The sequence below is a fragment of the Bacterioplanoides pacificum genome, assembly GCF_042648445.1.
Lineage (GTDB): Bacteria > Pseudomonadota > Gammaproteobacteria > Pseudomonadales > Oceanobacteraceae > Bacterioplanoides > Bacterioplanoides pacificum.
Window position 1 is genome coordinate 26,066 of the sequence record NZ_JBHRYB010000015.1, and the last position, 14,640, is coordinate 40,705.

9 protein-coding genes are annotated in these 14,640 nt (G+C 51.6%); 3 read left to right on the forward strand and 6 right to left on the reverse strand.

Annotated features, from left to right (window positions below):
- Positions 1 to 33 precede the first annotated feature (33 nt).
- Complete coding sequence (locus ACFOMG_RS15065; RefSeq protein ID WP_376867818.1) at positions 34 to 696, forward strand: response regulator; 663 nt, start codon at positions 34 to 36, stop codon at positions 694 to 696.
- 4 nt (positions 697 to 700) lie between these two features.
- Here the strand turns inward: ACFOMG_RS15065 and ACFOMG_RS15070 are convergent, their stop codons facing one another.
- The 6 genes from ACFOMG_RS15070 to recN form a co-directional block, all read right to left on the reverse strand.
- Positions 701 to 2,470 carry a hybrid sensor histidine kinase/response regulator gene (locus ACFOMG_RS15070; protein ID WP_376867820.1) on the reverse strand — a complete coding sequence of 590 codons (1,770 nt, stop codon included), beginning with the start codon at positions 2,468 to 2,470 and terminating at the stop codon, positions 701 to 703.
- Positions 2,471 to 2,648: 178 nt separating this feature from the next.
- Entirely contained in the window at positions 2,649 to 6,287 is a 3,639-nt protein-coding gene (locus ACFOMG_RS15075) for a beta strand repeat-containing protein (protein ID WP_376867822.1), read from the reverse strand.
- A 119-nt stretch (positions 6,288 to 6,406) separates the two neighbouring features.
- Complete coding sequence (locus ACFOMG_RS15080; protein WP_376867823.1) at positions 6,407 to 6,718, reverse strand: hypothetical protein; 312 nt, start codon at positions 6,716 to 6,718, stop codon at positions 6,407 to 6,409.
- Positions 6,719 to 6,972: 254 nt separating this feature from the next.
- Positions 6,973 to 8,529 (reverse strand): hypothetical protein, encoded by a 1,557-nt coding sequence (locus ACFOMG_RS15085; protein ID WP_376867825.1) that lies wholly within the window; start codon positions 8,527 to 8,529, stop codon positions 6,973 to 6,975.
- 213 nt (positions 8,530 to 8,742) lie between these two features.
- A complete protein-coding gene (locus ACFOMG_RS15090; protein WP_376867827.1) occupies positions 8,743 to 9,933 on the reverse strand; it encodes a hypothetical protein in 1,191 nt (396 codons plus the stop codon).
- A 140-nt stretch (positions 9,934 to 10,073) separates the two neighbouring features.
- Positions 10,074 to 11,768 carry a DNA repair protein RecN gene (gene recN, locus ACFOMG_RS15095; RefSeq protein ID WP_376867828.1) on the reverse strand — a complete coding sequence of 565 codons (1,695 nt, stop codon included), beginning with the start codon at positions 11,766 to 11,768 and terminating at the stop codon, positions 10,074 to 10,076.
- Positions 11,769 to 11,979: 211 nt separating this feature from the next.
- On the opposite strand from recN, the gene grpE reads away from it, so the two are divergent.
- Complete coding sequence (gene grpE, locus ACFOMG_RS15100) at positions 11,980 to 12,588, forward strand: nucleotide exchange factor GrpE (RefSeq protein ID WP_376867830.1); 609 nt, start codon at positions 11,980 to 11,982, stop codon at positions 12,586 to 12,588.
- 130 nt (positions 12,589 to 12,718) lie between these two features.
- On the forward strand, positions 12,719 to 14,635 hold the full coding sequence (gene dnaK, locus ACFOMG_RS15105) for a molecular chaperone DnaK (RefSeq protein ID WP_376867832.1): 1,917 nt from the start codon (positions 12,719 to 12,721) through the stop codon (positions 14,633 to 14,635).
- Positions 14,636 to 14,640: the final 5 nt, after the last annotated feature.

Consider the following 14,640-nt stretch of genomic DNA (forward strand, 5'->3'; position numbering starts at 1 on the left):
TGAAGTAGTTCAGTCAAGTTCAGGGAATGTATCGTGTCTGATGATGTTTTAACCCCTCTTTCGGCGGTGGTCACCTCTGATCCAAAGCGTTGGTTATTGGTCGATGACCATCGCATGTTTGCCGATGCACTGGTGATGGCGCTGACTGCCCGGGCAGCCGAGCTGCACATTGATGTGGCGCACAGTGCGGCGGCGGCGTTAACCATGTTGGAGCACAATCCGGCCTACCCGCTGGTGATGATCGATTTAGGGTTGCCGGATATGGACGGCATCAGCCTGGTTGAGCTGGTAAAACAAAGCGGGGTGCCCTATGTGCTGGTTTGCTCTGCCGACACCCGTGATCAGGCGGTCAGTGCGGTCTTGCAGGCCGGAGCGGATGGTTTTATCAGCAAAACCCAGGGGCCGGAAGATGTGCTTGCCGCAGTGCAGCGGGTGATGGCCGGTGAGCAATATGTGGACGAGCAGTTCCGGCCGGTAGCGCCAGGCGTTCAGCCGCCGGCGCATAAAAGTCTGTCTAACCGTCAGCTGGCGATTTTACGTTTGCTAAAACACGGCTATAACAATGCTGAAATTTCCAGGATGCTGGATATCAGCCCGAACACAGTCAAAACCCATTTGCGCATGATGTATGACCGTATCGGCGCTAAAAACCGCCTCGATTGCCTGGCCATTGCCGAACGTTTAGGTCTGTTGTAGCCGGTCAGGCCGGGCTTGTGGCGCAATAACCGGTGAGTTGTTGCAGTGCCTGCTGTAATTGTTGCCGGTCGACGGGTTTATGCAGTAATAACGCCTGCTGTCCGTTCAGCTGTTGCATTCGTTCAGGCTGGGTATTGCCGGTCAGGATAATCGTCGCTGGTGGTTGGCCGAGATGATCACTGACCCGCCGGATAACCTGATCGGACGATTCGCCGTTGGCCAGCAGATCATCGCTGATTAACACATCCGGGCGGCAGCCGGGCTGTGCCAGCTGTTGCTGTAATTGTTCCAGGTTGGTGGCACACCAGACATCACAATCCCAGCCCACCAGAGTCAGGTTCAGGCTTTCGAGTACGGTTTCATTGTCTTCAACAATCAGTACCTGCGGCGGCTTGCTGCTGGTTTCCTGGCTCACGGTTGTGATTTCCGCTGTTTCTGCTGCTACCACAGCGGCCGGATCGCAGGCTTCCAGTTGCAGGGTAAAACAACTGCCGTGGCCCTGTTCTGAATCCAGTGACAATCCGATGTGTTGCAGCTTGCAGGCCTGATTCACAATCGATAATCCTAAGCCGAAGCCTTTTTCGGCGTTGCGGCCCGGGTTGTTCAGCTGAACAAACTCATCAAAAATAATCTCCTGATCCTGTGCGGCAATGCCGATACCGGTGTCGCGTATCTCTATCAGCAGTTGTTGCGACTGGCGCCGGGCGGAGACGCTGATTTCACCTTGCTGGGTATAACGCAGCGCATTACTGATCAGGTTGGTTAATGCCTGCTCCAGTAATACGCTATCAAACCGGGCGGCCAGGCCAGGCTCTGTGTATAACGTCAGGGCCAGTCCCTGTTGTTCCGCCTGTGGGCGGTAACGTTCGCACAGTTTATGCAACACAGGTGTGAGCGACTGGCACTGCAGTTGAGCGCCGACGCTACGGGTTTCCAGCTTCGACATATCCAGTAAACGGCTGAGTAAATCGCTGGCGCTGGCCAGGCTCTGTGACAAGCGTTGGCTGATGTCGCGGTTATGGTCGCTCATCTGTTGAGGATCCAGCGCCTGACTGTACAGGTAAGCCGCCTGCAGTGGCTGGCGGATATCGTGGCTGGCGGTAGCCAGAAAGTGATGCTTTTCCCGGGTGGCGCGTTCGGCTTTTTCTTTGTCCCGGTTATGCTCCAGCCGCAACACAATAAAATTCATCTGAGTCTGATGAATCATCAGGCTGAATGCCACCAGCGAGACATAGGTGATGGGAATAACGACAATCGGTAGCCAGCTTTGTTCCTGATAAACCGAAAACAGCTGCCAGGCGAAGGAGAAAAATACCGGGGTTAAAAATGCGATATAAATATCCGGGTAGCAACCCATGGTGACGGAGGGGGTGGAGGAAATCAGGATCACTAATAGAATCAGCGAAAAAATCTGTACGTCGGTGGCGTGAGGGAAAAATAAAAACGGCGTTAGTGCCCAGAGTCCGCCCCACAACAGCGCCATATATAAATTCAGTATGTGCCAGCGCAGAATAAAGCCCTGGGTTGGCCGGGCATCACTGCTTTGTCGGCGCCGCAGAATACGCCAGGAACTGAAGGATGCCAGTGCAATGGCACAGTACCAGATCAGTAACGATAACAGACTCGCGGTGGTCACAAAAAAGGTACCGACAAGGATGGCGGTAATCACTCCCGCTACCATGCGGCTACTGACTTCTTTATTAAACAGCTGGTGACGTTCCAGCTCGATTTCGTTTCTCAGTGGATGTTGTTTAAAGCTGTGACGGCTGAACATGCTCGACCCTGTGCCGGTGTGATCCGTTTTATCATGATAATGGCTGAATGGGAGCATAACGGAATTCTTCCGCAAAGGGAGTGTTAAAGGGAATGGAAAATACTAAAAACCGCTCTGACGGCTGTTGTTAAGCAGTCAGAGCGGTGTTGTCAGTCACGAATACAATGACTCGGACGGTTTATGGCGCCTCCATATTCATCAGGCTACTCAGATTATTGTTATCCTGACACCAGAGGGTGGCTTCATGGCGCCCCCGATTGTAGTTGTAAGCACTGTTGTACCAGCTGAGAATCGACACTGCTCCGGTACAGTTCTGGCCACCTCCGCTGGTGATTTGGGTGAAGTCGCCCAGGTTGCCGTTATCGGGGTTCACTTTCACCATGCCGTTATCCTCCGATACCAGATACAGCATGTCATCGGCATTTGGTTTACGCCAGACAACAATGTCAGCCACGTCCCAGACGATTCCGGTCAGTCTGCGGAACGGCTCAACATAAGAACCAATAATCTGACGGGTATCATCAGTCGTACTGTTGTAGCGATATAACGCGCTGTCGCCGTATGACGTTTCATTCGGCTGAGCGACCGCATACACCACCTGGCTGGCGGTTAATGCGGCCATTGCCTGTACGGTACGGCTGTTACTGGTATCAACCCGGGTCAGCATATTGTGGCTGTTGCTTGCCAGTTTTGAGCTGAGACCGCCACTGATGCTGCTGTCAAACGTCAGGTTGGCCATGGTAATCAGGTAACCACTATCCGTACCGCTGACGCCGTTACCGCCGATGGCCAGGTTAAATTCAACGCTGTTAGCGTTGCGGGTGACATCGGTTAACGCAACATCCTGACAGCTGTTGATGCTCCAGTTGGTAGCGTCTTGCAGTGGCAGTTCAACAATGTCGGTGGCTGCGGAAGCCAGGCGTAATACCGCTTTGGCTGGCGTTGTGCTGTTATCACAGTGGATTAACAGGTCTTCGCCGTCAGCGACCTTGATCGCCGTCAGATCAGCGATATCAACGTTCGGTAGTGAGATAACGCTGGTCATATCGATTGAACCCGGGTTGCTGGTCAGTTGGGCTTTCAGAATTTCCGTGCCGCTGGCCGTCGCTTTGGCGCTGTACAGCGGGAAGTCTTCGGTCAGTTCAGCACGCTGGTAACCGAGTGGCACTTCCATGCCCAGTAACTGATCCTGGCCAGCGCTCCAGCCGCTATCGTTAATGGCCGCCTTATAAAAGTCTTTATCAAAGGTACGGCTGGTTAAATCACGAGTCTCCAGGCTGGCACCATTAGCACCGCCGATCATCAGTGTGCTGGTGATGGTTTCACGATCACTGCTGCCGGAGGTGTGACGAACTCTAACAATATCATCGGTTCTCACGGTATGGCTGTAGTTGCCGATATCCGTAGCTGACGTTGCTGTGCCGGGTACCCAGTTGCCGTAGTTAATTTGATACTCGCCGTTATACACATTGATTGGCGTGCCGTTAACGGCGGAATCAAGGGTGTAACTGCTTTCAATGGCTACGTCTTGAGGGGCAGCGATCAACTGTGAACCCAGTTCATTCGGTAGAATCGGCGTGCCGCCAATGTTATAGCCGTTAGGGTTGCTAATCTCCGGGTCTGGCGCGGCCGGAGTGGTAACGGAGAAGGTGAATGTTGAGGAGTTGACCGTCAGTACCACATCGGTGGTTTGGTAGTAACCATTACCGGCTCGTGTCCGCAGCTGAATACTGGTACCCGCAGTGATGTTGGTGGCTGAATTCGACCAGCTGCCTGTGCCATTCAGTTGATATTCACCATCAGTGACGCTGAGTGTGGCGCTGCCATCAAAGCCGGTCAGGACCACGGAGTTACTGATTGCCTCGCGACCTTGAGAGACGTCCGTTTGCGCAGTAAATGTGACTGGCGTGGGAGTGGTGTCCTGTACCCTGGTGGTGGTAGTAAAGGTATAGCTCTCGCTATTGACCATCAGAGTGGTGGTTTTATCGGTTTCGTAGTCATTGGCAGTTGTTTGGCGCAGGGTCAGGGTATCCCCTGGTTGAATAGTCCCACTGGTTGTCCAGGCGCCGGAACCAATCTGCATTTCACCATTACTGACGCTGGCTGTCAGTGTTCCATCAAAACCTGCCAGGGTAACGGCATTACTGGTTTGCAGTGTATCGGGCTGAACATCGGTTAAGGCAGAAAAGGTGAAGTTATCCGGTGTGGTGTCCTGTACCTTGGTGGTGGTGGTAAAGGTGTAACTTTCGTCCCCGACCAGCAGGCTGGTGATTTTAGCGGTTTCGTAGTCGTCAGCGGTGGTTTGACGCAGGGTCAGGGTATCCCCTGGTTGAATAGTCGCACTGGTTGTCCAGGCGCCGGAACCAACCTGCATTTCACCATTGCTGACGCTGGCTGTCAGGCTGCCTTCAAAACCATCGGCGGTGACGGCATTACTGGTCACTACGGTGTCTGTGTCCTGATCAATCAGACTGGTGAATACCATGGCATCGGGTGTTATATCCCGCTCACGGGTGGTGCTGCTGAAGTCGGCAAAGGCAGCACCGGCAACCGTCATATTGGTCACTGTGATGGTATTAAAATCCGACGAGGCGGTATGACGTAAACGTACACTGTCGCCGCTGCTCACCGAGCCACTGCTGACCCAGCCGCCATTATTAATTTGCAGTTCGCCACCACTCACGGTAACCGGCTGACTGCCTTCAAAGCCTGTCAGCGTTACTGCGTTACTGGTCTGGGTATCGCCCGGGTTAGCATCGCTGAGTGAGGTAAAGGTGACCGCATCAGGAGTGCTGTCCTGATCACGCACGGTGATAGCAAACGTCGTTTGTGCGCTGCCCAGGGTGATAACCGTTGAAGTCTGGCCACCAAAACTGGAAGCGCTGGTCAGGCGGACTTTAACCCGATCGCCACTGCTGACATTGGCCGACGCACCTGCGGCAAGCGGCGTGTCATTAACAATTAAGATCGCGCCATTATTGGCACGTAATGGCAGCTGGCCATCAAAGCCTGTCAGTGTGATTTCGTTGCTATGAATAGCCTGCGCTGGTTCAACATCCGTTTGAGCAGCAAAATTCGGCGCATCTGGTGTGGTGTCTGCTGCACGGGTGGTGGTGGTGAACGTAATACCAGGATTCGTTCCAAGGGTCAGCGTGGTGATGTTATCGGTCATAAACGCATTGGCAGCTTGCTGGCATACCTTGAGTTTATCGTCCGGATTAACGTTGAACGACCCGGTAGTGGGTTGCTGAGCATTATTGAGTAATACCCAACCATTACTGATGCTGGAGGACAGCGGGCCGTCGAATCCGGTTAAGGTTGTTGCGTCGCTACAGGTGTTCTGCCCTAATTCACTGCCGCTAAGGCTTGTAAAAGTAAAAGCATCAGGCTCGGTATCCTGTGCGCGAGTGGTAATACTGAAGGTAGCCGATACATCATTAATGTCGATCGTCACACTTGCTGATGTGGCAAAGTCGCTCGGGGCTGTCAGTCGTGCTTTTAGGGTATCGCCAGCCGAGATGCTGGCGGAGGTTACCCAGTTGCCACCATTGACCTGAAATTCGCCATCGCTGGCAGCAATATTCAGCTGGCCATCGAAGCCAGTCACCGTCACGCTATCACTTTCAATAATGCTGCCTGGCTCTGCGTCCGTCAGGCTGCTGAAACTGAATGTATCCGGTGTCCGGTCAAGATTACTCTGACCGCCATTATCGCCATTTTGTTGCCCTGCGTTGGCGGAATCTGAGTCACTGCCACAGCCGGCCAGCGTCAGAGTGGAGGCCGCCATAATGGCGAGGGTTAATTGTTTTAATTCCATGATTATCTCCTGATAAATAAGGTTCTGCTGAACCTTCAGATCCGGAGTTAGTGTAAAAATTGCGCTGTTTACTGACTTCACCCTTTCGGGTTAAGGAGGAATAAAAGCCGATTAAAGCGTCAGGATTTTACATTTTTAACATTTAGCGATGGCATAAAAAACACGATGTTGACGCCTTTAACCAGAGTCATATCTTTAACCGACATTTGTTGATCCATACCGGCAAATACATCGTTAACCGATTGTGACATCACTACCGGGGTTGAATTATTAGGAGCTGCGTTCAGATAATACAGGCTGTTGTAGGCATTGTAATGGTCATAACGAAAGAAATAGACATCATTCCAATATGCGGCTACGGCGTCCAGGCTCCCTGTGCGTTGGCCAGATACAGACTTTGGGCAGCCGCTTGCTTGCTGCCTGATGAACAATTGATAATCCTAAGCCGAAGCCTTTTTTGGCGTTGCGGCCCGGGTTGTTCAGCTGAACAAGCTCGTCAAAAATAATCCCCTGATCCTGTGCGGCAATGCCGATTCCCTCATATAGAAGAATTGCAACGCAGTTGACAGGAGGTGTGATGAGATTGGCGTTTTTTAAAAACGCATGAAAAATGCGTAAAAAAGCCAGCCTTCCTATTTGGTTGGACTGGCTTTATCAGAGGATTAAATAGAATTGAATAATGTCATTATTTCACTTCTACTTCAGCTCCAGCACCTTCAAGTTCGGCTTTAATTTGTTCGGCCTCTTCTTTGCTGGCGCCCTGCTTGTCGCTGTTATTTTGTAATCTGGCAGCCGCAATATGGCTATTGCTCGTACTAAAGCGGCTATAAAATAACTTAGCGGCTGGTTCAGTCAGGATATCCTGATCTGTCTTCTTGGCGGTGTACACTAACGTCACATCGTCGGAGTTATCGATATAAACACCTATCTTTAAAGTTGATAAATCGTTGGTATCGATACTGTTGTCGATTACTTCAACATCCAGCCAGCGGTTGCCATCGTAGATACGGCTGTACAAGGTGGCAGGCCCACGATCGTTGTTTGCATCTAAAGAATAACCAAACCAGGCAATCACAGCTTTACCATTGTCATTGATATCGCCGGAAAATCTATCGTGAGTAAATTCTCCCTCTGGTTGATGTTGGGTACTGGAGGCTTTAAATACGCTGGCGCTAGAGATGTTGCTACGTAAACGTGTTTTCCCTGTCTCTGTCGTGTTATCGAGCTCTCGCCAGAGCGTTAAACCATAATCGCTACCATCACTCAGGTAAGTTTGTAGTATTGGGTCACCGTGTTCAGGTAAATCGTCGGCAAGTGTGACGGCTGGTGATAAGCTGCTGCCATTGTGGAAGCGAGCTTGTAAAGTACTACTGCCTTCACCAAATGCTACCAGGCCGTGGCTGGCATCGTTAACGGCCATGCTGGCCGCTCTTGAACTGGTCGAAGTTGAAGACGCAAGCGTGGAAGAACCCAGACCTTTACCCGGGGCAGTATCAAACCCGGCAATCGATACGGATATATGGCCCGTTGCTGGTAAATTCAATTTTAACACATGCCCTTTGCCATCATGACCCAGGCCAATGCCTCGGGTAAAACGAACCCCGATAGGGTTGGCCTGTGCTTCCGGAGCGGTTGCACACTGGTTGTTGCTACCACAAAATTGATAATAGGAATTATCAAGGTCCCGGCGGCGCCAGGTCATCAGCAGGCTGTCATCACCTGCCAAAGCAACATTTAAGTCTTCAATATCGGTGCAGAAGTAGTTGGCATTGGTGTTACCCAACAGCCGAGTGGTGACCGAGTCGCTATCCCAGCGGGTGCCATCATATCGTAAGTAGGTTAATGCACACTCCTTGAAATTGTTGCTTGTATTGACCGGTTGCGTTGACAGGGCCATGATGGCTTTGCCGTTGCTATTGATATCCCAGTTAAGTTGCTGATTTGGGTCGATTGGGCTGATTTGAGTCTCATCGCTCCAGTTACTGCCATCAAATTCACGACTATAAAGCGTTGAGAGTTTCTGGGTCACCATCATGGGCTTGTTGCCTGCGCCATCGAACATTTCCAGGCTGTTGTAGTTACTGCCATCGGTTAGCGCAACCGGGGTTGACCATTGCCGGGCTGACGTTTGATTATCGCCATTTTGTTGCCCTGCGTTGGCGGAATCTGAGTCACTGCCACAGCCGGCCAGCGTCAGAGTGGAGGCCGCCATAATGGCGAGGGTTAATTGTTTTAATTCCATGATTATCTCCTGATAAATAAGGTTCTGCTGAACCTTCAGATCCGGAGTTAGTGTAAAAATTGCACTGTTTACTGACTTCACCCTTTCGGGTTAAGGAGGAATAAAAGCCGATTAAAGCGTCAGGATTTTACATTTTTAACATTTAGCGATGGCATAAAAAAACGCGATACCTAATAACAGGGATCGCGTTTGTGAAGGCAAACGTTATGTATTTTAAGGATAAACCGGTGCTGGAAGCTCGATGATTTTTCCGGCATCGGTTGAGTCATAACACCACATTTTCTGGCCACGGCCATTTTTCGGATTAGCCGTTATCGCATCGCTGCAGCGCTGAGCCAGTGTGTCTGACGTTTTAGCCAGTTCAAGTGCTGGCACATTAACGAAAGGACGATAGCCAGCAACAGCAATGCCGGGTACATCGTCGTCAGACACCAGATAAATCAGGTCGTGATTGTTGACGCCTTTAACCAGGGTCATATCTTTAACCGACATTCGTTGATCCATACCGGCAAATACATCGTTAACCGATTGTGACACCACTACCGGGGTTGAATTATTAGGAGCTGCATTCAGATAATACAGGCTGTTGTAGGCATCGTTATCGTCATAACGAAAGAAATAGACATCGTTCCAATGTGCGGCTACGGCGTCCAGGCTGTCCCCTGGGTTGGCCTGATACAGACTTTGGGCTGCCGCTTGCTTGCTGCCTGATGAAAATGAAATGGCACCGTCATCAATAATGGCTTTGGTGGTATCGATCGTCATTTCGACACGCACCAGACGATCGCCGCCATAGCCAGTGCCAACCGGCTCGCTGTAACCCACCACATACACCTGTGCCGCCATTGCGGTACTGTTGCCCTGAGTAAAGTGTGCATCCAGGCTGTTACAGTCGCGCAGCACAAAGTTGTTACCGATATCACGCAGCTGAAGCGTTGCAACTTTATCCGGGGTGTCGCGTTGCCAGATATGCAGTTTGGTTGCCTGCTCATAACCCGTTGAATTATTGCCATCCTGGCAGGCGATGACGTAGCCATCAATGATGTCAAACTCCTGATAGTCCTGGCGATCATTCAGGTTATCTATCGCATGAGTTTCGTTGAATTCAGTTTGTGGGTAAATGACGGACTGAAATGAAAAAGCATCGCCGTCCTGACCTGTTACCGGTTTCGCTTTAAGCATTGATATGATCGGCTTGTCTTTTGTACCGCCGTAGCTCAGTCCCAGTATCCGATCCTGGCCGGCACTCCAGCTGTTGTCGGTTAATAATGTTGGGCTGCTGCCGCCGGCCGCGGAGTCGTCATCACGAGTTGAGTTATCGCCCGACCCTGAGCTGCCGCCACAGGCGCTGAGTGTTATTAATGATGTTGCCGTTAAAGCCCGCAGGGGAGTGGTTAGTTTCATCACTGATTCCTGAAATAGATCGTTTGTTATTCAGTCAGCAGTGTAAAAATGAAGGGCGTATCCGGCTTCACCTTTTCGGGCGAAGGCGGATAAAAACCGGACGGAAACGTCAGAATTTTAAACTTTTTAACAATGTGTCGTTATTGCACTAAATCGAGCATTTCCCGCGCATGGGCCAGGGTTTGTTCGGTAATATCGACACCACCCAACATACGGGCCAGTTCTTCAGAACGTTGTTTGTCGCTCAGTTCACGGATCTGGGTGTGAGTGGAATGGTCGCCACTGATTTTACTCACCTGAAAATGTTGATGCGCCTGTGCCGCAACCTGTGGCTGGTGGGTGACACACATCACCTGGCCGGCAATTTTTTCGCCATCCGGAGACTGGCCGAGTGAGCGCATTAAGCGGCCAACCCGTTCTGCTGTACCACCTCCGATACCGACATCTACTTCATCAAAAATTAAACTCGGGATCTGACTGGTGGCGGCTGTTACGACCTGAATCGCCAGGCTGATACGTGATAATTCACCGCCGGAAACCACTTTGGCCAGTGGTCCGGATGGCATGCCTGGGTTGGTTTGTACGTGAAAGCTGATCTGGTCAATGCCGTGAGGGCTGGCTTGTTGGTCATCCAGTACCTCGACCTGAGTCATAAACCGGGCGCGCCCCAGCGCCAGCGAATCAAAGTGTTGTTCGACCTGCTGATCCAGTTGCCGGGCGGCATTTTTGCGTTGCTCTGACAGCTGTTGTGCGAGGGTTAAAAAGTGTGTCTTTTGTTGTTCTACCTGTTGCTGCAACTCAAGCAGGTCATCGTCGCTGAGGTTCAGCTGTGCCAGTTGCTGCTCCTGCTCCTGCCAGTAAGCGTACAATCGCTGAGGCTGGATCTGGTGTTTGCGGGCGACGGAGAAAATCTCTCCCAGGCGGTTTTCGATCTGCTGTAAACGGTGTGGGTTGATGTCCACCTGTTCCAGATAACGCTGCAATGACGAGCCGGCTTCCTCCAGCTGAATATGAGCCTGCTGCAATAATTCCCGTGCTTCCAGCAGGATCGGATGCTGATCGTCGAGTTGCTCCAGATACTGGATTGCCTGATAGGCCAGCTGAGTCGCGGCAGTGTCACTGTTGTCATCACCGAGGCAGGCCACCATGGCCTGCTGGCCGGACAGTAACATGGTTTCTGCGTTGGCCAGACGTTTGTGTTCGGCTTCGAGTTCCTCCAGCTCGTGTTCACTCAGGTTCAGTTCCCGTAATTCTTCGACCTGGTAACTGAGCAGTTGCCGCTGCGCCTGAATTTCACTGCTTTCTTCGGTCAGGGTACGCAGCTGGCGGGCACTCTGCTGCCACTGGCGGAACGCCTGTTTTACTTTACCGGCGACGGGTCTCAGGCCGGCGAAGGCATCCAGCAGCTGGCGTGGCGTATCTTTCTGTAATAAACGCTGATGGGCATGCTGGGAGTGAACGTCGATCAGAGTCTGGGCCAGTTCTTTCAGATCGTTAGCGGAGGCCGGGCGGCCATTAATATAGCCCCGTGAACGGCCTTCGGCAGAAACCACCCGGCGCAGAATGATCTGGTCGTCATTGGCAGGCAGGTCGCGCTCGTCCAGCCACTGACGGGCATTGTCATTCGGGGTAAAGCTGGCGCTGATTTCGGCCTTTTCGGCACCCTGGCGTACGCTGTCAGCTTCGGCCCGCTGGCCCAGTGCTAATCCTAAAGCACCGAGCAGGATGGACTTACCAGCACCGGTTTCGCCGGTGATAACGGCCATACCCGGTTTAAACTCAAGCTCCAGCTGGTCTACTAAAGCAAACTGATGAATCGACAGATGAGACAGCATACGCGGCTCCTGTATCTTTTCCTGCGAGGCAGGGCTCTGACTAAAGGGCTGAATGTATATACAGTGTTTATATGTACAGTATCGCGAGCTGTCAAGAAAATAATCAGATTCTGCGGCTTTTATGCTCTTGAAACTGTGTTTTCTGTTCCCATATAGAGTTCAGCAATTAATGGCTGTTAACCCCAATGAATCAACTGATTGAGGAAAAATGATGTCTGAAGAGCAGAAAGTTCAGGGCGAAACCGACGAACAAACCCTGGAACAAAACGACACTACAGAAGCTGTTGAGCCTTCCGTGGAAGAGACTGCTGAGGCATCGGCTGAGTCAGGCAGTGAAGAGCTGACCGCCCAGCTGGAACAGGCACAACAGGAAATAGCCGACCTGAAAGAGCAGATGTTGCGGGTCCAGGCTGAGATGCAGAATGTGCGTCGCCGCGCCGAGGCTGATGTCGAAAAGGCTCATAAATTTGGTGTGGAAAAGTTTGCCAACGAGATGCTGAGCGTGGCCGACAATATGGAACGGGCGCTGGCAGCGGCCGGAGACGATGACGCGACCAAGCCGTTGCGGGAAGGGGTGGAAATGACCCTCAGCGGTTTCCTGGCCGGGCTGGAGAAATTCAAAGTAGAAGTGGTTGATCCGATGGGAGAAGCCTTCAACCCGGAGCTGCATCAGGCGATGTCGATGGTAGAAAGCGCTGACGCTGAACCTAACACTGTGATCGCGGTGATGCAAAGAGGCTACACCCTGCAGGGGCGGCTGTTGCGTCCGGCAATGGTGATGGTCAGCAAAGGCGCGCCACAAATCGACGAAAACGCGTAATTTTTCGCCGGTTTGGCCTTGAAAGGGCGCTAACCGGACTTATATAGAAATTAACAAAATAAATCAGCATAAACTGAATTGTTATTAGATCAGAGGCGGCCTGTGCCGCCCGGCATTGGAGATAAATATTATGGGTAAAATTATTGGTATCGACTTAGGCACCACCAACTCCTGTGTTGCGGTACTGGATGGCGAAAAGTCCAAAGTGTTAGAAAACGCAGAAGGCGATCGCACCACGCCTTCCATTATCGCTTACACCGACGGTGAAACTCTGGTGGGCCAGCCGGCTAAGCGTCAGGCGGTAACCAACCCGGATAACACACTGTTCGCGATCAAACGTCTGATCGGCCGTCGTTTTAAAGATGACGTGGTTCAGAAAGACATCTCTATGGTGCCATACAAAATCATCGAAGCGGATAACGGTGATGCCTGGGTTCAGGTAAAAGATGACAAATTTGCACCGCCGCAGGTGTCTGCAGAAGTTCTGAAAAAAATGAAGAAAACTGCAGAAGACTACCTGGGTGAAGCAGTAACGGAAGCCGTGATTACCGTTCCGGCTTACTTCAATGACTCTCAGCGTCAGGCGACCAAAGACGCCGGTAAAATTGCGGGTCTGGAAGTAAAACGTATCATCAACGAGCCAACCGCAGCTGCACTGGCCTACGGCATCGATAAAGAAGGTGGTGACCGCACCATCGCCGTTTACGACCTGGGTGGTGGTACGTTCGATATCTCCATTATTGAAGTGGCGGATGTTGATGGCGAAAAACAATTCGAAGTACTGGCAACCAACGGTGATACCTTCCTGGGTGGTGAAGACTTCGATATGGCCATGATTGAATATCTGGCTGACGAGTTTAAGAAAGAAAGCGGTATCGATCTGCACAACGACCCGCTGGCTCTGCAGCGTCTGAAAGAAGCCGCTGAGAAAGCAAAAGTTGAGCTGTCTTCTGCACAACAAACTGACGTAAACCTGCCGTACATCACAGCAGATGCGACCGGTCCTAAACACTTAAATGTGAAAGTGACCCGTGCCAAACTGGAGTCTCTGGTTGACGAACTGGTTGCCCGTTCTCTGGAACCTTGCCGCATTGCACTGAAAGATGCTGGTCTGAGTTCCGGCGAAATCGATGAAGTGATTCTGGTGGGTGGTCAGACCCGTATGCCATTGGTTCAGTCTAAAGTGGCTGAGTTCTTCGGCAAAGAGCCACGCAAAGACGTGAACCCGGATGAAGCCGTTGCTGTGGGTGCATCGATTCAGGGTGCGGTACTGGCTGGTGACGTAAAAGACGTACTGCTGCTGGACGTAACGCCGCTGACGCTGGGTATTGAAACCATGGGTGGTGTTGCTACCGCGGTTATCGAGAAAAACACCACGATTCCATCGAAGAAATCACAGGTGTTCTCAACCGCCGACGACAACCAGCCTGCGGTAACCATTCACGTGGTTCAGGGTGAGCGTAAGCAAGCGGCACAGAACAAATCACTGGGTCGTTTCGATCTGGCTGATATTCCGCCGGCACCACGTGGTGTACCGCAGATCGAAGTGACCTTCGATATTGATGCCAACGGTATTCTGAACGTCAGCGCGAAAGACAAAGCGACCGGTAAAGAGCAATCGATTGTGATTAAAGCGTCCTCTGGTCTGAGTGATGACGAAATCGAAAAAATGGTTGCTGATGCGGAAGCGAATGCCGAAGCTGATAAGCAGTTCGAAGAGCTGATCCAGGTGCGTAACACCGCTGATGGCCTGATCCACGCGACGAAGAAGACGCTGGAAGAAGCCGGTGATAAAGCGACTGACGAAGAAAAAGCAGCGATTGAAAAAGCCGTTGCTGATCTGGAAGAAGCGCTTAAAACTGACGACAAAGCGGATATTGAAGCAAAAACTGCCGCTCTGACAGAAGCATCCAGCTCGCTGGCGCAGAAGATGTACGCTGAGCAGGCTCAGGCACAACAAGGTGCTGAAGGTGGTGCGGATGCGCAGCAGGGTGGTCAGGATGACGATGTTGTGGATGCTGAGTTCGAAGAAGTTAAAGACAAGTAATTTTT